The 23186-nt window shown below is 63.1% G+C and carries 21 protein-coding genes; 13 read left to right on the top strand and 8 right to left on the bottom strand.

Annotation, left to right across the window (positions count from 1 at the left end; genetic code table 11):
• Positions 1 to 6: 6 nt before the first annotated feature.
• The 5 genes from JYG36_RS12720 to JYG36_RS12700 all read left to right on the top strand — a co-directional run bounded on the left by JYG36_RS12720 (position 7) and on the right by JYG36_RS12700 (position 5761).
• Positions 7 to 1062, top strand: coding sequence for a tetratricopeptide repeat protein (locus JYG36_RS12720; RefSeq protein ID WP_213604237.1), 1056 nt, complete (start codon positions 7 to 9; stop codon positions 1060 to 1062).
• 121 nt (positions 1063 to 1183) lie between these two features.
• The gene (locus JYG36_RS12715) at positions 1184 to 2818 is read left to right on the top strand and encodes an ATP-binding protein (RefSeq protein ID WP_093381980.1); all 1635 of its coding nucleotides are present in this window, start codon (positions 1184 to 1186) and stop codon (positions 2816 to 2818) included.
• Entirely contained in the window at positions 2815 to 3597 is a 783-nt protein-coding gene (locus tag JYG36_RS12710; RefSeq protein WP_093381964.1) for an endonuclease/exonuclease/phosphatase family protein, read from the top strand. Before JYG36_RS12715 ends, JYG36_RS12710 begins: the two co-directional genes overlap by 4 nt.
• Positions 3594 to 4805, top strand: coding sequence for a cardiolipin synthase ClsB (clsB, locus tag JYG36_RS12705; protein ID WP_213604235.1), 1212 nt, complete (start codon positions 3594 to 3596; stop codon positions 4803 to 4805). Before JYG36_RS12710 ends, clsB begins: the two co-directional genes overlap by 4 nt.
• Positions 4802 to 5761 (top strand): lysylphosphatidylglycerol synthase domain-containing protein, encoded by a 960-nt coding sequence (locus tag JYG36_RS12700; RefSeq protein ID WP_213604233.1) that lies wholly within the window; start codon positions 4802 to 4804, stop codon positions 5759 to 5761. The genes clsB and JYG36_RS12700 overlap by 4 nt, the downstream gene beginning before the upstream one ends.
• Here the strand turns inward: JYG36_RS12700 and JYG36_RS12695 are convergent.
• On the bottom strand, positions 5722 to 7749 hold the full coding sequence (locus tag JYG36_RS12695) for a hybrid sensor histidine kinase/response regulator (RefSeq protein WP_249744427.1): 2028 nt from the start codon (positions 7747 to 7749) through the stop codon (positions 5722 to 5724). The two genes, JYG36_RS12700 and JYG36_RS12695, sit on opposite strands and share 40 nt — an antisense overlap.
• A gap of 64 nt (positions 7750 to 7813) precedes the next feature.
• Entirely contained in the window at positions 7814 to 8272 is a 459-nt protein-coding gene (locus tag JYG36_RS12690) for a nucleoside deaminase (protein ID WP_249744426.1), read from the bottom strand.
• Positions 8273 to 8426: 154 nt separating this feature from the next.
• Between JYG36_RS12690 and JYG36_RS12685 the strand changes: the two genes are divergently transcribed.
• Together JYG36_RS12685 and JYG36_RS12680 are read left to right on the top strand one after the other, a co-directional pair.
• Complete coding sequence (locus tag JYG36_RS12685) at positions 8427 to 9122, top strand: type 1 glutamine amidotransferase domain-containing protein (RefSeq protein ID WP_213604229.1); 696 nt, start codon at positions 8427 to 8429, stop codon at positions 9120 to 9122.
• A 137-nt stretch (positions 9123 to 9259) separates the two neighbouring features.
• Positions 9260 to 10048: a CSS-motif domain-containing protein gene (locus tag JYG36_RS12680; protein ID WP_213604227.1), complete on the top strand. Its 789-nt coding sequence runs from the start codon at positions 9260 to 9262 to the stop codon at positions 10046 to 10048.
• Between the two features lie 63 nt (positions 10049 to 10111).
• Here the strand turns inward: JYG36_RS12680 and hppD are convergent, their stop codons facing one another.
• On the bottom strand, positions 10112 to 11188 hold the full coding sequence (gene hppD / locus JYG36_RS12675; RefSeq protein WP_123566094.1) for a 4-hydroxyphenylpyruvate dioxygenase: 1077 nt from the start codon (positions 11186 to 11188) through the stop codon (positions 10112 to 10114).
• Between the two features lie 325 nt (positions 11189 to 11513).
• On the opposite strand from hppD, the gene JYG36_RS12670 reads away from it, so the two are divergent.
• Positions 11514 to 13085: an EAL domain-containing protein gene (locus JYG36_RS12670; RefSeq protein WP_093381937.1), complete on the top strand. Its 1572-nt coding sequence runs from the start codon at positions 11514 to 11516 to the stop codon at positions 13083 to 13085.
• 61 nt (positions 13086 to 13146) lie between these two features.
• Positions 13147 to 14034 (top strand): EamA family transporter RarD, encoded by an 888-nt coding sequence (gene rarD / locus JYG36_RS12665; protein ID WP_213604225.1) that lies wholly within the window; start codon positions 13147 to 13149, stop codon positions 14032 to 14034.
• Here rarD and JYG36_RS12660 read toward each other — a convergent pair.
• Positions 13997 to 15568: a TerC family protein gene (locus tag JYG36_RS12660; protein WP_213604223.1), complete on the bottom strand. Its 1572-nt coding sequence runs from the start codon at positions 15566 to 15568 to the stop codon at positions 13997 to 13999. The genes rarD and JYG36_RS12660 overlap by 38 nt on opposite strands.
• A gap of 201 nt (positions 15569 to 15769) precedes the next feature.
• Positions 15770 to 16480 carry an SDR family oxidoreductase gene (locus tag JYG36_RS12655; protein WP_213604222.1) on the bottom strand — a complete coding sequence of 237 codons (711 nt, stop codon included), beginning with the start codon at positions 16478 to 16480 and terminating at the stop codon, positions 15770 to 15772.
• Between the two features lie 181 nt (positions 16481 to 16661).
• Here JYG36_RS12655 and JYG36_RS12650 point away from each other — a divergent pair, with 181 nt between their 5' ends.
• The gene (locus tag JYG36_RS12650; RefSeq protein WP_093381926.1) at positions 16662 to 17249 is read left to right on the top strand and encodes a LysE family translocator; all 588 of its coding nucleotides are present in this window, start codon (positions 16662 to 16664) and stop codon (positions 17247 to 17249) included.
• On the opposite strand, the gene JYG36_RS12645 is transcribed toward JYG36_RS12650, so the two are convergent.
• Together JYG36_RS12645 and JYG36_RS12640 are read right to left on the bottom strand one after the other, a co-directional pair.
• Positions 17238 to 18023 carry an AraC family transcriptional regulator gene (locus JYG36_RS12645; protein WP_213604220.1) on the bottom strand — a complete coding sequence of 262 codons (786 nt, stop codon included), beginning with the start codon at positions 18021 to 18023 and terminating at the stop codon, positions 17238 to 17240. The two genes, JYG36_RS12650 and JYG36_RS12645, sit on opposite strands and share 12 nt — an antisense overlap.
• A 5-nt stretch (positions 18024 to 18028) precedes the next feature.
• Positions 18029 to 18565: a helix-turn-helix domain-containing protein gene (locus JYG36_RS12640; RefSeq protein ID WP_045198076.1), complete on the bottom strand. Its 537-nt coding sequence runs from the start codon at positions 18563 to 18565 to the stop codon at positions 18029 to 18031.
• Between the two features lie 160 nt (positions 18566 to 18725).
• On the opposite strand from JYG36_RS12640, the gene JYG36_RS12635 reads away from it, so the two are divergent.
• From JYG36_RS12635 to JYG36_RS12625, 3 genes are all read left to right on the top strand, one after another.
• The gene (locus tag JYG36_RS12635) at positions 18726 to 19508 is read left to right on the top strand and encodes an aldolase (RefSeq protein WP_195884321.1); all 783 of its coding nucleotides are present in this window, start codon (positions 18726 to 18728) and stop codon (positions 19506 to 19508) included.
• A 35-nt stretch (positions 19509 to 19543) separates the two neighbouring features.
• Entirely contained in the window at positions 19544 to 20428 is an 885-nt protein-coding gene (locus JYG36_RS12630) for a dihydrodipicolinate synthase family protein (RefSeq protein WP_045198073.1), read from the top strand.
• 160 nt (positions 20429 to 20588) lie between these two features.
• Complete coding sequence (locus JYG36_RS12625; RefSeq protein ID WP_213604218.1) at positions 20589 to 22118, top strand: catalase; 1530 nt, start codon at positions 20589 to 20591, stop codon at positions 22116 to 22118.
• Here JYG36_RS12625 and JYG36_RS12620 read toward each other — a convergent pair.
• The gene (locus JYG36_RS12620) at positions 22087 to 23118 is read right to left on the bottom strand and encodes an AraC family transcriptional regulator (protein ID WP_213604216.1); all 1032 of its coding nucleotides are present in this window, start codon (positions 23116 to 23118) and stop codon (positions 22087 to 22089) included. The two genes, JYG36_RS12625 and JYG36_RS12620, sit on opposite strands and share 32 nt — an antisense overlap.
• Positions 23119 to 23186 lie beyond the last annotated feature (68 nt).

Below are 23186 nucleotides of genomic sequence, written 5' to 3'. Positions count from 1 at the left end.
TTCACCATGTCGAAACAGCGCCAGTACACGCTTATCAGCCTGACCCTGCTCATCATCCTCGGCCTGGGTGGCTATTTCTGGCGTGACGACAGCCCGGCGCCGACGCCTGCCCTCAAGCACAGCTACACCAAGGCCCTGACCATGGCCCATGACGGCCAGCCCGGCGCCGCCCGGGTGCTCTACCAGCAACTGGGGCGCAATGACCTGTCGCCGATCCGCCGCGCCAGCCTGTACGCCGCACTGCCCAACTACCCCTCGCCGCTGGCATTGAAACTGGCCAGCCGCGACCTGCAGCATGACGAGCCGCTGGTGCGTCGCGCGGCCATCGCCAGTATCCAGACGATGCTGCCCGGCGCCCAGCGCAGCCTGGTGCTCGGGCCGTTGCTCGATGATGAGGAGCAAAGCGTACGCTTTGCCGTGGTCGATGCCCTGCTGGGGCTCAGCGCCGATGACATCGGCCTGTACTTCGGCCCGCTGCAAGAGGTGCTGGAGCATTATCAGCAGGTGCTGGCGCAGCGCGACGACGATGCCAGCGCGCAGTTGCACCTGGCGCAGCTGTACCTGCATGAAAACAGCTACCAGGAGGCCGCGCAGGCGCTTGAGCGCACCTTGCAGCTGGCGCCGGATAACCTCGAAGCACTGGCCGCGCAGGTGCAGTTGCTGGAGCGCCAGAACCAGACCGACGCCTCGCGCCAGGTGCTGGCCAAGGCCCTGCAACAACGTCCCGACTCGGCCTTTCTACAACATGAACTGGGCCGCTGGCTGCTGCGCCACGGCCAGGACGAATACGCCCTGCTGGCCTTTGCCCGGGCCCTGGAGCTGGAGCCGGACAACAATGACTACCGCTACACCCTGGCCACCAGCCTGCATCAGTTGGAGCAGGTCGACGCCGCGCAAAAGCAACTGGAAACCATCCTTGCCCGGCAACCGGCCAACCGCAAGGCCCGGGTGCTGCTGATCGAGTACTGGAAAGAGACCGGCCAGTTGCAGAATGTGCAGGTGCTGCTAGCCCAGCTGGAGCAGCAGAATCCCGACGATCCGTTGGTGCAGCAAGGCCTGTAGGCTTGCAAACGACCGTCTGACAACCCGGTTGAACCCCTCAACCCAGCCTGTGGTCCAGAGATAGTGCGAACACGGCAGGCACCGGCGGTGCTTGCCTGAGCGTTATCAAAGGAGAACACCCGTGGGCGACGCGTTAGCCAATGCCGAACGAGCGCTGATCCTGGCCCCGGCCCAGCTTAGCCAGCTGGCCCAGCGCCTGCTCGACCAGGCCGGCATCCAGGCGCTGCAAGCGGCCAGCATGGAAGACCTGGGCCTTGCCCTGGAGCAAGGCGTGGGCCTGGCGATCATTGCCGACACTTGCCTGGACGGCAGCGTACGCTCGCCTTTGCACCTTTACCTTGGCAAGCAGCCGGTTTGGTCGGACTTGCCGGTGGTGCTGCTGACGGGGCCGCCAGTCCAGGGCCAGAGCCCGCCGCAAAGCCAGCACGCCGCGCTCGGCAACTTGTTCCTGCTGCAGTATCCATTCGAACCCGACAACCTGCTGGCCCTGACCCATTCCTCGTTGCGCGCGCGGCGGCGCCAGTACCAGGCACGCAACCAGGGCCAGGAACTGGAGCGCCAGAGCCAACGGGTCGAAGAGCAATTGCGCCAGTTGCGCGAAGAAGAACAGTACCTGCGCCAGGCGCAGAAAATGGAAGCCATCGGTCAGCTCGCAGGCGGCGTCGCCCATGACTTCAACAACCTGCTGACCGGCATCGGCGGCAGCCTGGAAATGATCGGCAAACGCCTGCAGCAGGGTCGCCACGACGCCCTGCCCGCCCTGCTCAGCCTCAGCCAGGCGGCGGTCAAACGCGCCGCCAGCATGACCCACCGCCTGCTGGCGTTTTCCAGCCGGCAATCGCTCGATGCCCAGCCCGTGGAAGTTGCCACCCTGCTCACGGCCGAGCGCCTGCAGCCGTTGCTTGACCCGCAGATCAAGCTGCAACTGCATATCGAGGCGGATCTGTGGGCCGTGGAAGCCGACCCGGCGCAGCTGCAGGAAGCCCTCGGCAACTTGCTCAGCAACGCCCACGACGCCATGCCCAACGGCGGGCGCCTGACCGTCAGCGCCAGCAATCAGCGCCAGGACGGCAGCCTGTTCGGTGGCCACTCGCTGGCCGCTGGCGACTATGTGCTGATCAGCTTCAACGATAATGGCTGTGGCATGCCGCAAAGTACCCTGGACCGCGCTTTCGACCCGTTCTTCACCACCAAGCCAATCGGCCAGGGAACGGGCCTGGGGCTGTCGATGGTGTATGGCTTCAGCAAGCAGTCCCAGGGCCATGTGGCGCTGCAAAGCCGCATCGGCCACGGCACCCGGGTCGATGTCTACCTGCCGCGCCACGCCGCACCCAACCGTGAAAGCGAAGAGCCAGCAACGCCGGCGCCACCTTGCGGCAACAGCCACACGGTGCTGATTGTCGAGGACGACCCCGCTGTGCGCCAGTTGGTGCATCAGGTGCTGAGTGACCAGGGTTACCCGTGCAAGGTGGCCGAGGATGCCAATGTCGCCCTGGCCATTCTGCAGGCCGGAGAAGCGGTCGACCTGCTGGTCAGCGACGTCGGGCTGCCAGGCATGAACGGTCGGCAACTGGCGGAAATCGGCCGGCAATTGCGCCCGCAACTCAAGGTGCTGTTCATCACCGGTTACGCCGAAACCGCGGTGGCCCGCGGCGGCTTTCTTGACCCCGGCATGCAGATGATCTGCAAACCCTTCGAGTTCGCCCAGTTGACCGCCAAGGTCGCGCAGATGCTCGGCAAGGGCAGCACCTCATGAGCCAGGTGCAACCCAGCGCCGCCCTGGCGGCGGCGCCGGCCGTGCAGCGGGTGCGGGTGCTGACGGTCAATGCGCACAAGGGCTTCAGCGCGCTTAACCGTTACTACGTGCTGCCAGAACTGCGTGAGGCGGTACGCAGCGAAAACGCCGACCTGGTGTTCCTCCAGGAAGTGCTCGGCAGCCACCGCCAGCACGCTCTGCGCCACCGCAACTGGTCGGATGTGCCGCAATATGAGTTTCTTGCCGACAGCCTCTGGCCAGAATTCGCCTACGGCCGCAATGCGGTGTATCCGGACGGCGAACACGGCAATGCCCTGCTGTCGAAATACCCGATCCGGCGCCACGCCAACCTCGATGTCAGCGTCCATGGCACCGAGCAGCGCGGCTTGCTGCATTCGGTACTGGCCTTGCCCGCCGAGTGCGAGCTGCATACCGTCTGTGTGCACCTGGGCCTGGACGAGCGCCAGCGCCAGCAGCAGTTGCACCTGCTCTGCGAATTACTGCACAGCCTGCCGAACGACGCGCCGGTGATCGTCGCCGGCGACTTCAATGACTGGCGCCAGCGCGCCGATGCAGTGCTAGCCGAATGCGGCCTGAATGAAGTGTTCAGCCAGGCCCATGGTCGCCCGGCACGCAGTTTTCCGGCGCGCTGGCCGCTGTTGCGCCTGGACCGCATCTACCTGCGCAATGCCCGCGCACAGGCGCCCAAGGTCATGGCGCGCAAGCCCTGGACCCACCTGTCCGATCACCTGCCATTGGCAGTGGAGGTGCTCTTGTGAACAGCCAATGGCGACCTGACAACCAGGTGCAACTGCTGATCAACGGCGAGGACTATTTCGCCAGCGCCTTTGCCGCGATCGAGCAGGCCCGGGCGGAAATCCTCCTGGAAACCTTCATCATCTTTGAAGACAAGGTCGGCAAGCAGTTGCAGCAACTGTTGATCGCCGCCGCCCGGCGCGGGGTAAAGGTCGAGATGCTGGTCGACGGTTATGGCACCGCAGACCTGAGCCTTGACTACCTGCGCGAGCTCAGCGACGCCGGCGTGCATTTGCAGGCCTTCGACCCGAGCCCGAAACGCCTGGGCATGCGCACCAATCTGTTTCGCCGCCTGCACCGCAAGATCCTGGTGGTCGATGGCGAGGTCGGTTTTGTTGGCGGCATCAATTATTGCGCCGATCACCTGGCCGATTTCGGACCGATGGCCAAGCAGGACTACGCGGTACAAGTGCGCGGGCCGATCGTCGCCGACCTGCAGCGCGCCACCTTGACCCTGCTGGAGCAACAGAGCGCGCTCAAGCCCGGAACCCGGCGCTGGTGGCAACCCCGGGTGCCGATCGCCGCCGACAGCGAACAGGCAAGCATAACCCTGTGCATCCGCGATAACCAGGATCACCCCAACGACATCGAACAGCACTACTTGCGGGCGCTGAACGGCGCCCGCGAGCGGATCACCATTGCCAATGCCTACTTCTTTCCCGGCTACCGCCTGCTGCGGGCGATCCGCAACGCCGCGCGCCGGGGCGTGAAGGTTACCCTGGTGCTGCAGGGGATGCCCGACATGCCCTGGGTGCGTTTGTGCTCGCGCTTGCTGTACAACTACCTGATCCGCGACGGCGTGCGCATTTTCGAGTACTGCGAACGGCCCTTGCACGGCAAGGTGGCACTGGTGGACCGGCACTGGTCGACGGTCGGCTCAAGCAATCTCGACCCTTTGAGCCTGGCCCTGAACCTTGAGGCCAACCTGGTCATCCGCGACCAGACCTTCAACAGCCGCCTGCATGAACACCTGCAGGAGCTTACCGCCCACCGCTGCAAACCGGTGAGCCTGCAGCGGGCACTGCGTGGCTACTGGTGGCGGGCGCCGCTGATCTTTTTGACCTTTCACTTCATCCGCCGATTCCCGGCCGTGATCGGCTGGCTGCCGGCCCATGTACCACGGCTCAAGCCGCTGTATGACGGCGAGCAACCTGCGGGCAAGCCGACATGAGCAAGCAGCACAAGCACTGGCGCCGTGCCCGCCAGGCGCTGACCCTGGCGTTCTTCATCCTGGTGCCGGTGCTGCTGTTCAGCGTGCTGAAAAACCTCGACTGGCAAGAGGTGTACCAGGCCCTGGCCTCCTATCGCTGGCGCACCCTGGCAATGGCTGCAGGCGTAACCCTGTGCAGCTTTGCCCTGTTCAGCAGCTTCGACCTGCTCGGGCGCTACTACACCGGGCATCATTTGCCGGCGCGCCAGGTGTTGCCGCTGGCTTTCGTGTGCTACGCATTCAACCTAAACCTCAGCGCCTGGGTCGGCGGCATCGCCCTGCGCTACCGTTTGTACAGCCGCCTCGGCCTCAAGGTCGCGACCATCACCCGGATCCTCAGCCTGGGGCTGTTGACCAACTGGGCAGGCTATTTCGCGGTGGCCGGCAGCTTGTTCGTCTGCGGGCTGCCGAAGTTGCCAGCGGGCATGGAGATCGGCAATACCGGCCTGCGCCTGATCGGTGCAGCGCTGTTGTTGGTGGTCATGGCTTACCTGCTGGCGTGCGCCTTCGCTACTCGCCGCACCTGGCACTTTCGCAAGCAGCAGATCACCCTGCCAGGCATCCGCCTGGCAGCGTTGCAAGTGGTGATGGGCGCTCTGAACTGGTCGTTGATGGCGCTGGTGGTGTTCATCCTGCTGCCCAAGGGGGCTAGCTACCCGACCGTGCTGGCAGTACTGATGATCAGCAGCATTGCCGGGGTCATTACTCATATTCCGGCCGGGCTTGGGGTACTCGAGACGGTGTTTTTGACCCTGCTGCAAGGCACCTACGGCAAGGGCACGCTGCTCGCGGCGCTGATTGGCTACCGGGCGATCTACTTTCTGTTGCCGTTGCTGGTAGCCACGCTGACCTACCTGATGCTCGAGCGCCTGGCCAGTCAGCGCGCCAGCGGGGAAAGTTCGCAAACCACCGGCTGAACCGGCTCGAGCATCTGGTGAACCTGATGCACCAGGTCTTGCAAGGCGAAGGGCTTGGTCATCAGGGCCATGCCGGGCTCCAGCACCTCCTGGTCGGTCACTTCCTGTTCGGCGAAGCCGGTGATCAACAGCACCTTCTGCTGCGCCTGCAGCATGCGCAGGGCATTGGCCACCTGACGGCCACTGAAGCCGCCTGGCAGACCGATATCGGTGATCACCAGGTCAACCGTGCCCAACTGGCGATACTGCTGCAGCGCGCTGTTGGCGTCAGCGGCGGTAAACACCTCGAAGCCCTCCTCCTCCAGCGCCTCCTTGATCAGCAAGCGCAAGGTACTCTCGTCGTCGACCAGCAGGATGCGTTCGCCATTGGCGCGTGGGTAGCGCTTACGCCCCGGCTCGCCGGCCAGCGGCTGCGGCAGCTCGCCCACATAGCGCGGCAGCAGGACCTTCACCCGGGTACCCTGGCCAGGGCTCGAATCGATCCACACCCGGCCCCCTGACTGACGGACAAAGCCATAGACCATCGACAAGCCAAGCCCGGTGCCCTGGCCGACCGGCTTGGTGGTAAAGAACGGGTCAAAGGCCCGTGCGACGATATCGGCGTTCATGCCGTGGCCGTTGTCCTGCACCTGCAAGGCAAAGTAATCACCCGGGCCCAGGCTGTCTTCGCCCTCCAGGGCCAGCTCGTGACGTTCGTTAGCGGTGGTGATGCGCAGGCAGCCACCGGCGCCCATGGCATCGCGGGCATTGATGCACAGGTTGATCAGGGCATTTTCCAGCTGGTTGGCATCAATCAGTACCCACCAGGGCGCCGGCTCCACCTGGACCTGCAGATCGATATGGCTACCCACGGTCTGCTGGACCAACTGCTCGATATCCTGCACCAGTTGGTTGACACAGGCAGGCTTGGGGTCGAGCGCCTGGCGCCGGGAAAAGGCCAGCAAGCGGTGGGTGAGCGTGGCGGCGCGCTTGGCCGCACCCCGAGCGGCATCAAGGTAGACCTGCAGGTTGTCCAGATTACCCTGGGCAATGCGTCGTTCGAGCAACTCCAGGCTGCCGCTGATGCCGGTCAACAGGTTGTTGAAGTCATGGGCCATGCCGCCGGACAGTTGCCCGATGGCTTCCATCTTCTGGCTCTGACGCAACAGTTCTTCAGCATGGCGCAGCGCCTCTTCGCGCTCGCGCTCCTGGCTGATGTCGGTGCCCACGGCGGTAAAACCAAGCTCCGAGGGTACCGCTGCCCAGTTGAACCAGCGGTAGTGCCCGTCCTTGTGGCGCAAGCGGCTGATGGTGTTCTCGGTGCGCTGGCCGGCGCGCAGGCGCTCAACCACCGAGGCGACTTGCGGTTGGTCGTCGGCATGCAGCAAATCCATGATCGAGGTGTCCAGCACCTCGTCTGCAGCCCAGCCAAGGATCTGGCTCCAGGCCGGGTTGACCGCACTGATGCGCAAATCCGGCAGGACAATCACCATGATGTCGCCGGACAAGTCCCAGAAATGGTTTCGATCAGAGGTGCGTTCCTGCACCTGGCGCTCGAAGGTATTGGCCAGGTGACGCCACTGCTGCGCCGACTCGACGCTGGCGGTGGTTTCGATCACCGTGTCGAGAAAGCCGGCCACCGCCCCGCGCTCGTCTCGAATGGGGCTGTAGCAGAAAGTGAAATAGGCCTGTTCGAGGCTGCCGTTGCGATTGATCATCAACGGGAAGTTCTCGATGAAGATCGCCTCCCCCGACAGGGTACGGAAGACCAGCGCGCCGATGTTCTCCCAGGCCTCGCTCCACACCTCGTCAAAGCCGCGTCCCAGTGCCTCGGGCTTGGCCCCGAGGATCGGCTTGAAGGCATCGTTGTAAATGGTCACCAACTGCGGCCCCCAGACCAGGCAACCGGGGAATTTGGACGCCAGCAGCATGTCCACGGCAATGCGCAAGGGCGCCGGCCACAGGTGCAAAGGCCCAAGGGCGGTACTGGCCCAGTCGTGGTTACGCACCTTTACACTCATTGATCCTGGCATGGGCAAGCTCGGCTGACGGTGGGGGCCTGAACAATCGGACCTAAACGCCGATATCTTCGTTCCAGAGTTCGGGGCTGTCCTTGATAAAAGCGCGCATCATCTTGACGCAGTTATCATTGTGCAGCACCTGCACATCGACGCCGCGGGCCTTGAGCAGCGCTTCCTCGCCCATGAAAGTCTGGTTTTCACCAACAATCACGCGCTTGATGCCATACAGCAGGATCGCCCCGCTGCACATCGGGCATGGCGACAAGGTGGTGTACAGGGTCGCCTCGCGATAAACCCTGGCCGGCTGGCGGCCGGCGTTTTCCAGAGCGTCCATTTCGCCGTGCAGGATCGCGCTGCCCTTCTGTACCCGGCGGTTGTGGCCACGGCCGATGATCTGGTTATTGTGTACCAGCACCGAACCGATCGGTATGCCGCCTTCTTTACGGCCCAGTTGGGCCTCATCGATAGCAGCCTGCATGAACGCATCTACGTCTTGGTTCAACGTGCTCATCGGTTGGTCGACTCCCTGTGGCAAAGCGGTTTTCTTCGCAGGCTAGCATACCGCCAGCAAGGAATGGCATCCATGCCAGTCGCTACTATGCTGTACAGGTTTCTCCTCTGCGACCTGGGCAGTCCGGGTCCGTTCCAGTATAGGGAGCGTTGCGATGAGCAAGAAAATACTGGTGGTGCTGACCAATACGGCCAAATACCCGACGCTCAAGCGCGCCACCGGATTGTGGCTGGGCGAGGCGGTGCACTTTGTCGACAAGGTTGAAAAGGCCGATTACAAGGTCGATTACCTCAGCCCCAGCGGCGGTTACGTGCCGATTGACCCGCACAGCCTGCAGATGGCCGCGGATATCGACTGGCATTGGTACCAGGACAAAGCGTTCATGAACCGTCTGGGCAAGACCCTGAGCCCCGGCGAGGTCAAGGCCCAGGACTACAGCGCCATTTATTATGCCGGCGGTCATGGGGTGATCTGGGACTTCCCCGACAACAGCGGGCTGCAGGACCTGGCCCGGCGCATCTTTGAGGCCGGCGGCGTGGTGGCCTCGGTGTGCCATGGCGCGGTCGGCCTGCTCAATATCAAGCTCAGTGACAACACCTTGCTGGTCAAGGACCGCGAGGTCACCGGTTTTTCCGATACTGAAGAGAAACTGGCCGAACTGGACAAAGTGGTGCCTTACCTCACCGAAACCGAGCTCAAGGCCCGCGGCGGTTTGTACCGCAAGGCAGAAGAGCCGTGGCAGGCCTTCGCCATCGCCGACCAGAAAGACGGACGCTTGATTACCGGACAGAATCCCGCCTCCGGGGGCGCGGTGGCTGACCTGGTGTTGGCCGCACTGAAAAAGCGCTGAGGCGCCTACTTGGCTTGCCGATAGGTACTTCGCCGAGGGTAAACGCGGCCTACATCCGCCGCTGATTGCGCTCTTTATGCTGACGAGTGTCACCCGACCAGGAAGGTCGGGCTCTTGTTCAGCATAGAGGTGCACTCATGGCTCCAACCCGTCTTGCCGGCCGCAGCCTGCTCGAGTTTCTGATAACCCTGCTGATTGGCCTGGCGCCCGTGGCCTGTGGCCTTCTGGTGTTGGCCCTGCAGGTCGAGCGCAAGCAGGAAGAAACCGCCGAGGTGTCTGTGGTCGAGGCTATCTATGCTATCGACCGGGTCTTCGATGCCATGCACGGCTCCAGCAATGCTGTGCTCGGGTTGGTCGGGCAACCCTGCGAGAAAATCCTCCCGACTCTGCGCCAGGAAGCGCTGAGGCAGCCAAGCGTGCGCTCGCTGGTGCTGACCCGGGAAAACCGTGCCTACTGCAGCACCCTGCTCGGCAGCATCGACACGGCAATCGACCCGGGCAGCTACTTCAACCAGCGCCTGCGCCTGGACTCGCGCAACGAAATCACCCCGGACATGCCGGTGCTGCACTACCGCCTGCAGGAATATCCCATGGGCGTCATCGCCATCAGCGATGCGCGCTCCCTGCAAACAGAACTGCAGGGCTTCAAGAACGCCATTGTCCTGGCCCTGCAGTTCGGCAGCGATTTTGTCTGGGCAACCGGCAGTGGCAGCGCCGAGCAGGTACCCAACCATGAAGAAGACAGCCAGCGCATGGTCTCGGAGAAGTACGGCTACACCGTCCACGCCGGCTACCCCGATGGCCACACCCGCAAGATGCTCAGCCAGGCCATGAGCTCTACCGCGCCGTCATTGCTTCTGGTCGGCATTATCACCTGCGCCGTGGCCTACTGGGGGCTGTTCAGGCAACGACGAAAAACAGCGTGAGCTCCACCATGAAAAAAGGCCATTGAGCGTTTGCTCAATGGCCTTTTTCAGTGACGGTCCGGATCAGTCGGTACTGAGTACACCGCGACGGACCTGGTCACGCTCGATCGACTCGAACAGGGCCTTGAAGTTGCCTTCGCCGAAGCCGTCGTCTCCCTTGCGCTGGATGAACTCGAAGAACACCGGGCCCATCAGGGTTTCGGAGAAGATCTGCAGCAGCAGACGCTTGTCACCGGCTTCGGAGGAACCATCGAGCAGGATGCCACGGGCCTGAAGTTCGCCGACCGGCTCGCCATGGCCCGGCAGACGCCCTTCGAGCATCTCGTAGTAGGTGTCTGGCGGCGCGGTCATGAAGCGCATGCCGAGCTTTTTCAGGGCATCCCAGCTCTCGAGCAGGTTGTCGCTGAGGAAGGCCACATGCTGGATGCCCTCGCCGTTGAACTGCATGAGGAACTCTTCGATCTGCCCGGCGCCCTTGGACGACTCTTCGTTCAGCGGGATGCGGATCATGCCATCCGGCGCGGTCATGGCCTTGGAGGTCAGGCCGGTGTATTCGCCCTTGATGTCGAAGTAACGGATTTCGCGGAAGTTGAACAGCTTCTCGTAGAAACCGGCCCAGTAGGCCATGCGCCCGCGATAAACGTTATGGGTCAGGTGATCGATGATCTTCAGGCCCGCACCGACCGGGTGACGATCGACACCTTCGATGAAGTTGAAGTCGATGTCATAGATCGAACTGCCTTCCTCGAAACGGTCGATCAGGTACAGCGGCGCACCGCCAATGCCCTTGATCGCCGGCAGACGCAGCTCCATCGGCCCGGTTTCGATCTCGACCGGCTGGGCGCCCAGTTCCAGGGCGCGGGCGTAGGCTTCGTGGGCGTTACGCACACGGAAGGCCATGCCACACACCGACGGACCATGCTCGGCGGCAAAGTACGAGGCGACGCTTTTCGGTTCGTTGTTCAGGATCAGGTTGATACCGCCCTGGCGGTACAGATGCACGTCCTTGGAACGGTGGGTAGCCACCTTGGTGAAGCCCATGATCTGGAAGATCGGTTCCAGGGCGCCCGGGGTCGGCGATGCGAACTCGATGAATTCAAAGCCCATCAGGCCCATCGGGTTTTCAAAGATATCAGCCATGCTCGTTTCCTCATCATCAAAGCGGGTAAATAACGGTCGTTAATTGCTATCGATGTCGAGCAGGCGTGGTGGCGCGCAAGAGATGCCCCTCACACTTCTGGCGAGGTAGTCACCATAGATCAGCTTGAACCCATGACACTTCATATGGACCCATTCTCGGCGGGTTGATTCCCCGAAGGTGGAGAACCTTATTATTGTATGCGTAACGGGATTCTACAGTGCGTAAACCGTTTTGTCCGCACTTTAGTTGACGCCCGAGCGGCGACGAACGGCTATCCTAGGCACACAGCCGTTTTCATTCCCCCGCTTGTACAGGTTAGCCGCCATGCCGCTCACGGTAAAACGCCCCGGACGCTGGACCCTGCGTGCCCTGCTGCCCTGGGCGGTTGGCGCCCTACCGGTGCTGTGCGGGCTGCTGATCATGCACCTGCAGGCCCAGCGTGAGCTGGACGCCCGCAGCCGCGCCACGGCGCAGCAGGTGGTGGCCCAGGTAGAGCTGATCCTCGACAACATTTCTGGCGCAGCCAGGTCGTTGCTGCCCTTGGCCGGAATGCCGTGCGTGGAAGAGAAACTGGCCCTGCGCGACCAGGTCACCCGCCGCTCGTTCGTACGCTCGACCAACCTGGTGTACCGCAACGAGCTGTATTGCAGCTCGCTGTTCGGCCCCTACAGCGAACCGGTCAATGCCAGCGACTATGTCGACGGCAAGCTCTGGCTGATGAACGGCAACTCGGTGACTCCTGGCCACCCATTGCTGGTGTATCGGGTCTATGAAGGCGAGCGCGGCGCCATCACTACCGTCGATGGTGACCACCTGCTGACCGCCCTGCGCCTGATCGGCCCGCAGACCCAGTTGCTGCTACAGGTGGGCCGTTACTGGATGGGCAAGGACGGCCTGGTCCATGAAGGGATCGCCCCCGCCGCTGAGGTTGCGCCAGTGCGCCTGACCTCCAGCCACTACCCGTTCTCGATCCACAGCGGTTATGCGCCAGGCAAGGTCGGCCAGGTAATGCGCGATGAATATCCTGCCCTGTTCGGCCTGCTGGTGTTTCTCGGGGTGATTGCCGGTACCGTATGCCGCTGGATGCTGCGCCGTGCCAGCTCCCCACGGGCCGAGCTGCAGCGGGCCATGGAAGCCAACGAGTTCTTGCCGTACTTCCAGCCGGTGGTGCGCAAGGGCGACTACCGCTGGGCCGGCGCCGAAGTGCTGATGCGCTGGCAGCACCCGCGCGACGGTCTGGTGCGCCCCGACCTGTTCATTCCCTACGCCGAGCACAGCGGCCAGATCGTACCGATGACGCGCATGCTCATGCAGCGCACTGCGCAATTGCTGGCGCCGCATGCCGCATTGATGGGCGAGGGTTTTCATGTCGGCATCAACATCACCGCCGATCATTGCCAGGACCTGGCCCTGTACGACGACTGCCGGGCCTTTCTCGGCGCCTTCCCGCCTGGCCGGGTATTGCTGACCCTGGAGCTGACCGAACGCAAGCTTATTGCCCCCAGCGAAGTTACCCAGACGCTGTTCGGCAAACTCCACGAACTGGGGGTGATGATCGCCATCGACGACTTTGGCACCGGCCAGTCCAGCCTCAGCTACTTGCGCCAGTTCAAGGTCGATTACCTGAAGATTGACCAAAGCTTCGTCGCCCTGATCGGGGTCGATGCGTTGTCGCTGCACATTCTCGACAGCATTATCGAACTGTCGGCCAAGCTTGAGCTGGGCATCGTCGCCGAAGGCGTCGAGAACGAAACCCAGCGCGATTACCTGGCGCGCCACAATGTCGATTTCCAGCAGGGTTACCTGTTTGCCCGGCCGATGCCGATCGAGGACTTTGTCGCCGCCCTGGCAGCCCAGGCCGAAACCGCGCCGCAGGTCGCGAAGGTTGCCGGTTAGGCCTGCGCCCTGAGATCATGGCGGGTTCCCCGCTCTGTTTTCTTCTGTAACCGAGGCATTTGTGTCAAAAGGCATCATTACATCGGTCACGGCCTCGTTCCTGTTTGCCGTGATGTACTACTACACCTCGCTGCTCACCCCGCTCGATGGCGAGGAGGTGTTCGGCTGGCGCATGCTCCTGACCTTGCCCTGCGTTACCCTGTTCATGCTGTTTACCCGCGACTGGCCGCTGGTCACCGGCTTGCTCGCGCGGGTTAGGCGCACGCCGCTGCTGTTGCTCGGCCTGCTGGGTACTTCATCATTGATGGGCGTACAGCTCTGGCTGTTCCTCTGGGCGCCGTTGCACGGACGCAGCCTGGAAGTGTCGCTGGGCTACTTCCTGTTGCCGCTGACCATGGTCCTGACCGGCCGCCTGGTGTATGGCGAACAATTGTCGCGGCTGCAGAAAGTCGCGGTAGCCTGTGCGATGACCGGTGTCGGCCATGAGCTCTACCAACACGGCAGCTTTGCCTGGGAGACCTTGCTGGTCGCCGCAGGCTACCCGCTGTACTTCGTGCTGCGGCGCAAATGCGCGACCGATCACCTTGGCGGTTTGTGGGCCGACATGTGCCTGCTGCTGCCGGCGGCGCTGTACTTTGTCATCCAGGGGCCGCTGTCAGCCGAGGACCTGGCCGCGCATCCGGGGCTGTACGGCCTGATCCCGCTGCTTGGGGTGATCAGCGCCCTGGCGCTGATCTGCTATGTGCTGGCCAGCCGCCTGCTGGCCTTCAGCCTGTTCGGCCTGCTCAGCTATGTCGAGCCGGTGCTGCTGGTGGCCGTGGCCCTGCTGCTGGGCGAGACCATCGGCCCCGACCAGTGGCTGACCTACCTGCCGATCTGGCTGGCGGTGCTGGTATTGATCGCCGAAGGCGTCAGGCACCTGCTGCGTCAACGGCGGCGTTCGGTGTAAGGCGCACCTGGCGCACGCGGCGCTCCTCCACCGCGACCACGGTCATTTGCCAGTTGTTCCACACCAGGCTGTCGCCGACCATCGGCAAGCGATCGAGCAGGCTCATGACCAGGCCGGCGAGGGTCTGGTAGTCCTCGGTGGGCTTGGCGGCAAAACCGGTGCGTGCCTGGATCTGGCTGAGGTTAAGGGCGCCGCTGACGACAAAGCCGTGGCCGTCCTCGACGATGCCCGGGCCTTCCACCTCACTGGCATCGGGCAGTTCACCGGCGATGGACTCAAGGATGTCGGTCATGGTCAGCACCCCGGTGAAATCACCGAACTCGTTGACCACGAAGGCAATGTGCGTCGACTGGTTGCGCATCTGCTCCAGGGCGTTGAGGATGCTGAAACTCTCCAGCAGGTTCACCGGCGCCCGGGCCAGGCTCTCGAGGTCAGGCTGATTACCGGCCAGCAGTTCCTTGAGCAGCTCCTTCTTGTGCACGAAGCCCAGCGGTTCTTCGATACGCCCGTCACGAATCAACGGCAGGCGCGAGTAGGACGAATGCATCAGTGCGGTACGAATCGCCTCGGCCGGCTGCGCCAGGTCGATGGCATCGACCTCGGCGCGCACCGTCATCACCGTCTTGATCGGCCGTTCGGCCAGGTTCAGCACGCCGCTGATCATCACCCGTTCGCGGCGGTCGAACAGCACCTGTTCTTCGCCACCTTCGACCAGATCGGCAATTTCCTCGCCGACATCATCAGCCTCGACCCGGCGCCCGCCCAAAAGGCGCAGGACCGCGTGGGCGGTGCGCTCACGCAGCGGCCGGTGTTGCTGCAGGCTGCGCTTGCGCCGCGCCCGGGCCAGCTGGTTGAACAGCTCGATCAGAATCGAGAAGCCAATGGCCGCGTACAGGTAGCCTTTCGGAATATGAAAGCCCAGGCCCTCGGCGGTGAGGCTAAAGCCGATCATCATCAAGAAGCCCAGGCACAGCATGATCACCGTCGGGTGATTGTTGACGAAGCGGGTCAACGGCTTGCTGGCAACGATCATGATGCCGATGGAGAAGATCACCGCGATCATCATGATCGACAACTCTTCGACCATGCCCACGGCGGTGATCACCGCGTCGAGGGAGAACACGGCATCGAGCACCACGATCTGCGCGACGATCGGCCAGAACGCGGCATGGCGCACACTGCCGGTGTTCTGCGCAACGTGGCCTTCGAGGCGCTCGTGCAACTCCATGGTGGCCTTGAACAACAGGAACACACCACCGAAGAGCATGATCAGATCGCGCCCGGAGAAGCTCTTGCCGAACACCTCGAACAGCGGCGCGGTGAGGGTCACCATCCACGAGATACTGGCCAGCAGGCCCAGGCGCATGATCAGCGCCAGCGACAGGCCGATCACCCGCGCGCGGTCGCGCTGATGGGGCGGCAGTTTGTCGGCGAGGATGGCGATGAACACCAGGTTGTCGATACCCAGTACCAGTTCCAGCACAATCAGCGTGGCAAGGCCCAGCCAGGCCGTGGGGTCGGCTAGCCATTCCATGGGCGATTACTCATGTGCGAGAACGGGCGGGAAACGTCGCAAGGACGGGAGAATGGCCGGGACGGCCGGGTACTGGGAGGCTCCGAGAACGAAGTCATATCAACCTGAAATCAATTGGGGATGTGATCCTACAATTGCAGCAGGCTTTTCTCACAGCGCGAAACTATTTCAAATTCTGTACCCGCCCGTTCCCACAACTGCCTAGATCAACCCACCACCATCGATATCAATGACGCTGGCGGTCATGAAGCCGTTCTCCATGGCCAGCAGATACCCGGCCGCCACTTCATCCGCCGCCCCCACCCGTCCGACCGGCAGGCCCGCGCCGGCGCGGGCGAACATCGCCTGCCGCGACTCGGCGTCCATCCCGGCGTAGGCTTCGGTTTCGGTCAGCCCCGGGCTGACAACATTGACCCGGCGTGGCGCCAGCTCCTTGGCCAGTTGCCTGGCCAGGGCTTCGAGCGCCGCATTGAGGGTGGTCTTGATCATCTGCCCGGCGACGAACTTGCGTGACAGCAACCCCGAGGTCAGGCTGATGCTGGCGTGCGCAGAAAGGTGCGGCAACGCCAGCTGGATCGCCTGCAAGGCGCCCCAGAACTTCACCTCGAAAGCCTCGCGCGCCAGTTGCAGGTCGCTCTGCGCCAGGGGCCTGGCCTGCACGGCGGGGCCAGCGCTGATGACCAGATGATCGACGGTGCCAACGCCGGCAAACAGCACCTGCAGCGCCCGGGTATCGGTGATATCGGCAACACATGCCTCGATCCCCTCGCCCGGGCTTACCGCCTGGCGGCTGGCAACGATGACCCGTGCCCCACGTGCCCTGGCCTGGCGCGCTACCGCCGCGCCAATACCGCTGGCGCCGCCGAGCACCAGCACGGTCTGGTGCAACAAGGATTGATGAGCGTTGTACATGATGATCACTGCCTGTGCTTGAAAGTGATTACATCTTGCTCTGCGAGCAATCAGGGAAAAACCAGGCTGTACGCCAAGCACCTGTAACCATTGCTTGAAGATATCCAGGGTAATTTTCTTCAATACCCGGCCATTCGCCGCGCCTTAGGCTGTGTCGGTCTTCCACTGCTGGATACCCCCCATGAGCCTGATGTTATCAATGGCCGCCTTCGCCCTGGCCGCCTCAATCTCCCCCGGCCCGGTCAATATCGTCGCCCTGAGCGCCGGCGCCCGCCACGGCTTTCGCGCCAGCTTGCGGCATGTCAGCGGCGCAACCCTCGGCTTTGTCCTGCTGCTGGTGCTGATCGGCCTTGGCTTGCACGAGTTGCTGCGCCATTGGCCGGCCATGACCCAAGTGTTGCACTGGGCCGGCGTGGTGTTCTTGCTGTACATGGCCTGGAAACTGGCCAGCGACAACGGCGAACTGGGCGCTGGCGGCGCTACGAGCGCACCCTCGGTGCTCGCCGGTGCCACCCTGCAATGGCTCAACCCCAAGGCCTGGCTGGCCTGCGTGGCCGGCATCGGCGCCTATGTCGGCGAGGGCGATAGCCGCCGGTTGTGGCAGTTCAGCGCGATCTACCTGGTAATCTGTTTTCTGTCGATTGCCAGCTGGGCCTGGGCCGGCAGTGCAATCAGCCACTCCCTGAGCAATGCCCAGCGTATGCGCCGGTTCAACCGCTGCCTGGCACTGCTGTTGCTGGCTAGCGCGCTGTACCTGCTAGTGGGCTGAACGATAGTGCCCAGGCGTCGCCGCCAGGTGGCGCTTGAAGGCACGCTGCAAGTGCGCCTGGTCGGCAAAACCTGCCTCCAGTGCCACCTCGGCAATCAACCGCCCGCGGCGCAACTGGGCACGGGCATACTGCACCCGTTGATCGAGCAGGTAGCCATGGGGCGTCAAGCCGAACTGCTGCTTGAACGCACGGATCAGATAGGACGCGGACAAGCCGGCAGCGCGGCTGATGTCTTCAAGGCGCAAAGGCTCGGTGCAGTGCGCGCGGATGAATTCGGCTGCGGCCAGCAGGCGCGGGTCGCCCTGGCCCAGCGCGCTTGCGCTTTCGCCCAGGCGCAGGCTCAGTGCGCTGCAAAACACTCGCAGTGCCGCCTCTTTGCCAACTGGCGGCTGCTGCTCATCCAGCAGCACGGCAAACAGCTGCAGCAAATCATCGAACAGCCCCGCCTCGGTGCTGCTGACAGCCGCCAGCGGCGAGAAACCCAGGCCCTGCAACCAGGCCCAGTCGATGAACAGCATCAGGTAGGACCAGGGTTCGCCCGCGATGGGATTGCAGGTGTGCACCACTGCGGGGTTCATCAGCACCACGGTGCCGGCAGCCACTTGCTGCTGGCGATCGCCACTGATGTAGGTACTGCGCCCTGCGGTAATCGCACCAATCGAGAAACTCTCGTGCGAATGCGCCGCGTAACAGACCTTGCGACCATCAGCGACGCTGCGCACTTCAACGAAGGGCAGCGCCGGGTCACGCCAGAATCGCGAATTTGCGTGCATAGGCTTCAGCCCTCGGCGTCGTGCACCACCACCAGCAACTGGGCCTGCACCGGCCCCAACGAACGCAGGCGGTGCGGGGTCTGGGCGTTGAAATACAGGGCATCGCCACGCTCGAGGATCACTCGCTCATTCATGAAGTCGACCTCGACCTGGCCTTCATGGACGAACAGAAACTCCTCGCCAAGGTGCTCCTTGAACGAGGCATCGCTGAACTCCGGCGGCGGGCTGATGATGAACGGCAGCAGGCTGCGGCTGCCGATCTGCTTGGCCAGCACCGAATAACCCGGCCCCTGCCCCGACACCGCCTGGCGTTCATGGCTGCGCACCAGGCTGTAACGGGCCTGGCCTGGCTGGTCTTCGGCAAACAGCTCCTCGACATTGACGTTCAAGGCACGCGCCAGCTTCAACGCTGCAGCGATGGAGGGCGTATTCAAGCCGCGCTCGACCTTGGACAGGTAACTCTTGGTCATGCCAGCCGTTTCAGCCAGCGCCTCCAGGGTAATACCCAGTTTTTTTCTCAACAGTTTCAATCGGATAGACATGTGACGCGATTTTCCCAATGCCATGGGCAAGTATTTTCTTGCTAATGACACCTTGTGTCATATAGCCTTGATTGTGTCATGCAATTGACCACCCCGTCACCTTCCAAGCAACCGGGGTGGGCCAGCCGTGACACTCCATCACGCCACCGAGGATAGCCCCATGGCCAAGACAATGGCACTCCCCAAGGACCAACTGATCCAGCAGGCCCTTAAGCAGATGCAAGGCTCGCTTGCCGATAATACGTGGACTGTGCGCGAAAAGCTGGCACTGACCTGCCGGATTCTGTTCGACAACGGCCACGACTCCGGCCTGGCCGGGCAGATCAGCGCCCGCGGCCCGCAGCCAGGCACCTTCTACACCCAGCAACTGGGCCTGGGCTTCGACGAAATCACCGCCAGCAACCTGTTGCTGGTCAACGAAGACCTGGACGTGCTCGAAGGCCAGGGCATGCCCAACCCGGCCAACCGCTTCCATAGCTGGGTGTACCGTGCCCGCCCGGATGTGCACTGCATCATCCACACCCACCCGACCCACGTCGCCGCCCTGTCGATGCTGGAAGTGCCACTTGAGGTCTCGCACATGGACCTGTGCCCGCTGTACGACGATTGCGCGTTCCTCGAGGCCTGGCCCGGCGTGCCGGTGGGCAACGAAGAAGGCGAGATCATCAGCGCCGCACTGGGCGACAAGCGCGCCATCCTGCTGTCGCACCACGGCCAGTTGTCGACCGGTGCCAGCATCGAGGAAGCCTGCGTGATTGCCCAGCTAATCGAGCGCGCCGCCAAGCTGCAACTGCTGGCCATGGCCGCCGGCAGCATCAAGCCGATCGCCCCTGAGCTGGGTCGTGAAGCCCACGACTGGATCTCCCGGCCCAAGCGCCACAGCGCCGCCTTCAACTACTATGCGCGCCAATGCCTGCGGGTACATGGCGACTGCCTGAACTGAACCAAGCCTGTCACTGACCTTGCGGAGTAGATTTCATGTCCAAGACTTTTCACGGCATCATCGGCTACACCATCACCCCGTTCAGCGCCGACGGCGAACAGCTTGACCTCGAGGCCCTGGGCCGCTCGATCGAGCGCCTGATCGAGGGTGGCGTTCACGCCATTGCGCCACTGGGCAGCACCGGCGAAGGCGCCTACCTGAGCGATCTGGAATGGCAGCAGGTAGCCGCCTTCAGCCTGCGCCAGATCGCAGGGAGAGTACCGACCATCGTCAGCGTCTCCGACCTGACCACCGCCGGTGCCATTCGCCGCGCGCGCTTTGCCCAGGAACACGGCGCCGACGCGGTGATGGTGCTGCCGGCCGCCTACTGGAAGCTCACCGAGGAGGAGATACTCGAGCACTACCGGGCCATTGGCGCCAGCATCGAACTGCCGATCATGCTCTACAACAACCCGGCCACCAGCGGTACCGACATGTCGGTGGAGCTGATCCTGCGCATCGTGCGCGAGGTCGAAAACGTCACCATGGTCAAGGAGAGCACCGGCGACATCCAGCGCATGCACAAGCTGCAGCTACTGGGTGAAGGCAAGGTGCCGTTCTACAACGGCTGCAACCCGCTGGCCCTGGAAGCCTTCGTGGCCGGCGCCAGCGGCTGGTGCACCGCCGCTGCGAACCTGATCCCGGCCCTCAATCAGCAGCTTTACCAGGCCGTCCAGGCCAACGACCTGGGCACAGCCAAGGCGGTGTTCTACCGTCAATTGCCGCTGCTGGAGTTCATCCTCAAAGGTGGCCTGCCGGCAACCATCAAGGCCGGTCTGGGCATGACCGGTTTGCCGGTGGGTGAGCCGCGGCGGCCGGTATTTGCCCTCGACAACGCAGGTCAGGCGCACTTGCAACAACTGCTCAAACAAATGCTGTAGGACGACCGTAACAACCCGGCACTGCAACAGTGCCGGGGACCGGTGCAGAGTCACCCAGCAGTTCCGGAGAAGTCCGACACTGCTTGAAGAAAGCCCATCTGGGGCTGTTGTCCTGCCGTTTCTATCATCGGCTGCTCTAACCCATGACAGGACAGTCACCATGAGCACCCGACGTTTTTCAGGCTTTACGCTGGGCGTACTCGCCTCGGCCGTATTGATTGCCAGCACGGCATTCGCCGCCCCGCTAACTCGCGACAATGGCGCCCCGGTGGGCGACAACCAGAACTCGCAGACCGCTGGCAGTACCGGCCCCACCCTGCTGCAGGACGTGCAGTTGATCCAGAAGCTGCAGCGTTTTGATCGCGAGCGGGTGCCCGAGCGTGTGGTGCATGCCCGCGGTACCGGTGCCCATGGCGAGTTCACCGCCAGCGCCGATATTTCCGCACTGACCCAGGCCAAGGTATTCACCCCGGGGGAGCGAACCCCGGTGTTCGTGCGCTTCTCCTCGGTGGTGCACGGCCTTCATTCCCCGGAAACCCTGCGCGACCCGCGCGGCTTTGCCACACGTTTCTACACCACCGATGGCAACTGGGACCTGGTCGGCAATAACTTCCCGACCTTCTTCATTCGTGATGCCATCAAGTTCCCGGACATGGTTCACGCCTTCAAGCCCGACCCGCGCACCAACCTTGGCAACGACGCGCGCCGCTTCGACCTGCTCTCGCACATGCCTGAAGCCACCCGCACCCTGACGTTGCTCTACTCCAACGAAGGCACGCCGCTGAGCTACCGGCACATGGATGGCAACAGCGTGCATGCCTACAAGTTCGTCAACCGCGATGGCGAAATCACCTACGTGAAGTTTCGCTGGAAAACTCTGCAAGGTCAGAAAAACCTGAGCCCTGGCGAAGTGGCCAAGATTCAGGGGCATGACTTCAGCCACATGACCAACGACCTGGTCAATTCGATCAATCGTGGTGATCATCCGAAGTGGGACCTGTATATCCAGACGCTCAAGCCCGAGCAGCTCGCCGGTTTTGACTTCGACCCACTGGACCCGACCAAGATCTGGCCAGATGTGCCTGAACAAAAAGTCGGGCAGATGGTACTCAACCGCAATGTCGGCAACTTCTTCCAGGAAACCGAGCAGGTGGCCCTGGCGCCCTCCAACCTGGTGCCGGGCATCGAGCCTTCGGAAGACCGCCTGCTGCAAGGCCGGCTGTTCTCCTATGCCGACACCCAGATGTACCGGGTCGGCGCCAATGCCGCCGGTTTGCCAATCAATCAGCCCAGGGTCAGGATCAATAACGCCAATCAGGATGGTGCCCTTAACAGCGCGCGTAGTGTCAGCGGGGTCAACTACGAGCCCAGCCGCCTGATGCCACGCCCCCCGACCGAGTCGGCACGTTACAGCCAGCAACCCTTGAGCGGCAGCACCCAGCAGCAAGGCATCGAGCGTCAGCAGAACTTCAAACAGGCCGGCGAGCTGTTCCGCTCCTATAGCGCCAACGACCGCCGCGACCTGATCAATAGCTTCGGTGGCTCATTGGCCAGCAGCGACGACGAAAGCAAGCACCTCATCCTCGCGTACCTGTACAAGGCCGACCCTGCCTATGGCAAGGGCGTGGCCAAGGTTGCCGGTGGCGACCTGGTCAGGGTCAAGCAGCTGGCGGCGCAATTACCGGACTGAGCATGCGCTGGCGGTAACTGCCCGGGCTCTCGCCGGTCCACTTCTTGAACGCCCGGTGGAACGCACTGGGCTCCTGGAAGCCGGTGTGCTCGGCGACTTCGGCAATACTCAGGTGCGTCTGGCGCAGGCACTCAAAGGCCATGGCCCGACGCACTTCATCCTTGATCTGCTGGTACGAACGGCCCTCGCGCTCCAGCTGGCGGCGAAAGCTGCTGGGGCTCAGGCCCTGGCGTTCGGCCATGGCCAGCAGGGTCGGCCACTGGCCGTACTGACGGGCACGCAGATAACGGTACACCTGAGCCACCTGTCCATTCTGGTTGCGGTAGCGAATCACCAGCCACTGCGGTGCGCTGCGCAGGAAGGTCTTCAGCGCCGCCAGGTCCTGGACCACCGGCAAGCGCAGGTAATCGGCAGCAAACTCGATCTCGGTACGGCCACCGCCCATCTGCACGTTGGCGCCCCACAGCAACGGGTCATCGTCCTGGGCCGGGCGTGTGTCGGCCAGTGCCGTTCGATCGATGACCACGCGTCGCCCGACCAGCCAGCACGCCAGGCTGATCACCAGGGCGAGAAAGGTTTCCTCGGCGTAGACCCGGGACAGCGGATCTTCGATGCCAGTGCGCAGGCTGATCACCGCGCGCCCACCCTTGATCGTCAACTGCCCGCGGATATCGCGCAGGAACAACGCAAAGTTGTTCAGGCACTGGCGCAGCGCCCTTTCCAGGTTCGGCTCCTGGATCAGCCCGCGGCAGATCAGGGCAAAGCTGCCCAACGGCATGCCATGGCTGTCGAGGTTGAAGAATTCGTCGTCAAGGGTCTCGATCAGCAGCAACCACAGGCGTGCAAACGCAGACGCTGGCACCCGTGCGCCAGGCGCTTGGAGCACCGCCGGGTCGATTCCGGCTTCGACCAGCAGCGCCGCCGCCCGCGCCGGTTGCGCGCGCAGGGCATGGAGCATGGTATGGACGAAATAGACGGCAACTGTATCGTTTTCCCGCATGGCGGATTCCGCAAGGGTGTGGCAAAAAATACCAGTGTCACTGGACAGTTATGGCATAGGCCCGTACG

Origin of the sequence: Pseudomonas sp. SORT22 (assembly GCF_018417635.1) — a bacterium.
GTDB lineage: Bacteria > Pseudomonadota > Gammaproteobacteria > Pseudomonadales > Pseudomonadaceae > Aquipseudomonas.
Note: the sequence above shows the minus strand (reverse complement) of the source record. Positions and strands in the feature narration are given on the sequence as shown.

Coding starts and splice junctions, on each gene's coding strand:
- JYG36_RS12720 (WP_213604237.1), top strand. CDS start 7: ATGTCGAAACAGCGCCAGTACACGCTTATCAGCCTGACCCTGCTCATC.
- JYG36_RS12710 (WP_093381964.1), top strand. CDS start 2,815: ATGAGCCAGGTGCAACCCAGCGCCGCCCTGGCGGCGGCGCCGGCCGTG.
- JYG36_RS12700 (WP_213604233.1), top strand. CDS start 4,802: ATGAGCAAGCAGCACAAGCACTGGCGCCGTGCCCGCCAGGCGCTGACC.
- JYG36_RS12690 (WP_249744426.1), bottom strand. CDS start 8,272: ATGAGCACGTTGAACCAAGACGTAGATGCGTTCATGCAGGCTGCTATC.
- JYG36_RS12685 (WP_213604229.1), top strand. CDS start 8,427: ATGAGCAAGAAAATACTGGTGGTGCTGACCAATACGGCCAAATACCCG.
- JYG36_RS12680 (WP_213604227.1), top strand. CDS start 9,260: ATGGCTCCAACCCGTCTTGCCGGCCGCAGCCTGCTCGAGTTTCTGATA.
- hppD (WP_123566094.1), bottom strand. CDS start 11,188: ATGGCTGATATCTTTGAAAACCCGATGGGCCTGATGGGCTTTGAATTC.
- JYG36_RS12670 (WP_093381937.1), top strand. CDS start 11,514: ATGCCGCTCACGGTAAAACGCCCCGGACGCTGGACCCTGCGTGCCCTG.
- JYG36_RS12660 (WP_213604223.1), bottom strand. CDS start 15,568: ATGGAATGGCTAGCCGACCCCACGGCCTGGCTGGGCCTTGCCACGCTG.
- JYG36_RS12655 (WP_213604222.1), bottom strand. CDS start 16,480: ATGTACAACGCTCATCAATCCTTGTTGCACCAGACCGTGCTGGTGCTC.
- JYG36_RS12650 (WP_093381926.1), top strand. CDS start 16,662: ATGAGCCTGATGTTATCAATGGCCGCCTTCGCCCTGGCCGCCTCAATC.
- JYG36_RS12645 (WP_213604220.1), bottom strand. CDS start 18,023: ATGCACGCAAATTCGCGATTCTGGCGTGACCCGGCGCTGCCCTTCGTT.
- JYG36_RS12640 (WP_045198076.1), bottom strand. CDS start 18,565: ATGTCTATCCGATTGAAACTGTTGAGAAAAAAACTGGGTATTACCCTG.
- JYG36_RS12635 (WP_195884321.1), top strand. CDS start 18,726: ATGGCCAAGACAATGGCACTCCCCAAGGACCAACTGATCCAGCAGGCC.
- JYG36_RS12630 (WP_045198073.1), top strand. CDS start 19,544: ATGTCCAAGACTTTTCACGGCATCATCGGCTACACCATCACCCCGTTC.
- JYG36_RS12625 (WP_213604218.1), top strand. CDS start 20,589: ATGAGCACCCGACGTTTTTCAGGCTTTACGCTGGGCGTACTCGCCTCG.
- JYG36_RS12620 (WP_213604216.1), bottom strand. CDS start 23,118: ATGCGGGAAAACGATACAGTTGCCGTCTATTTCGTCCATACCATGCTC.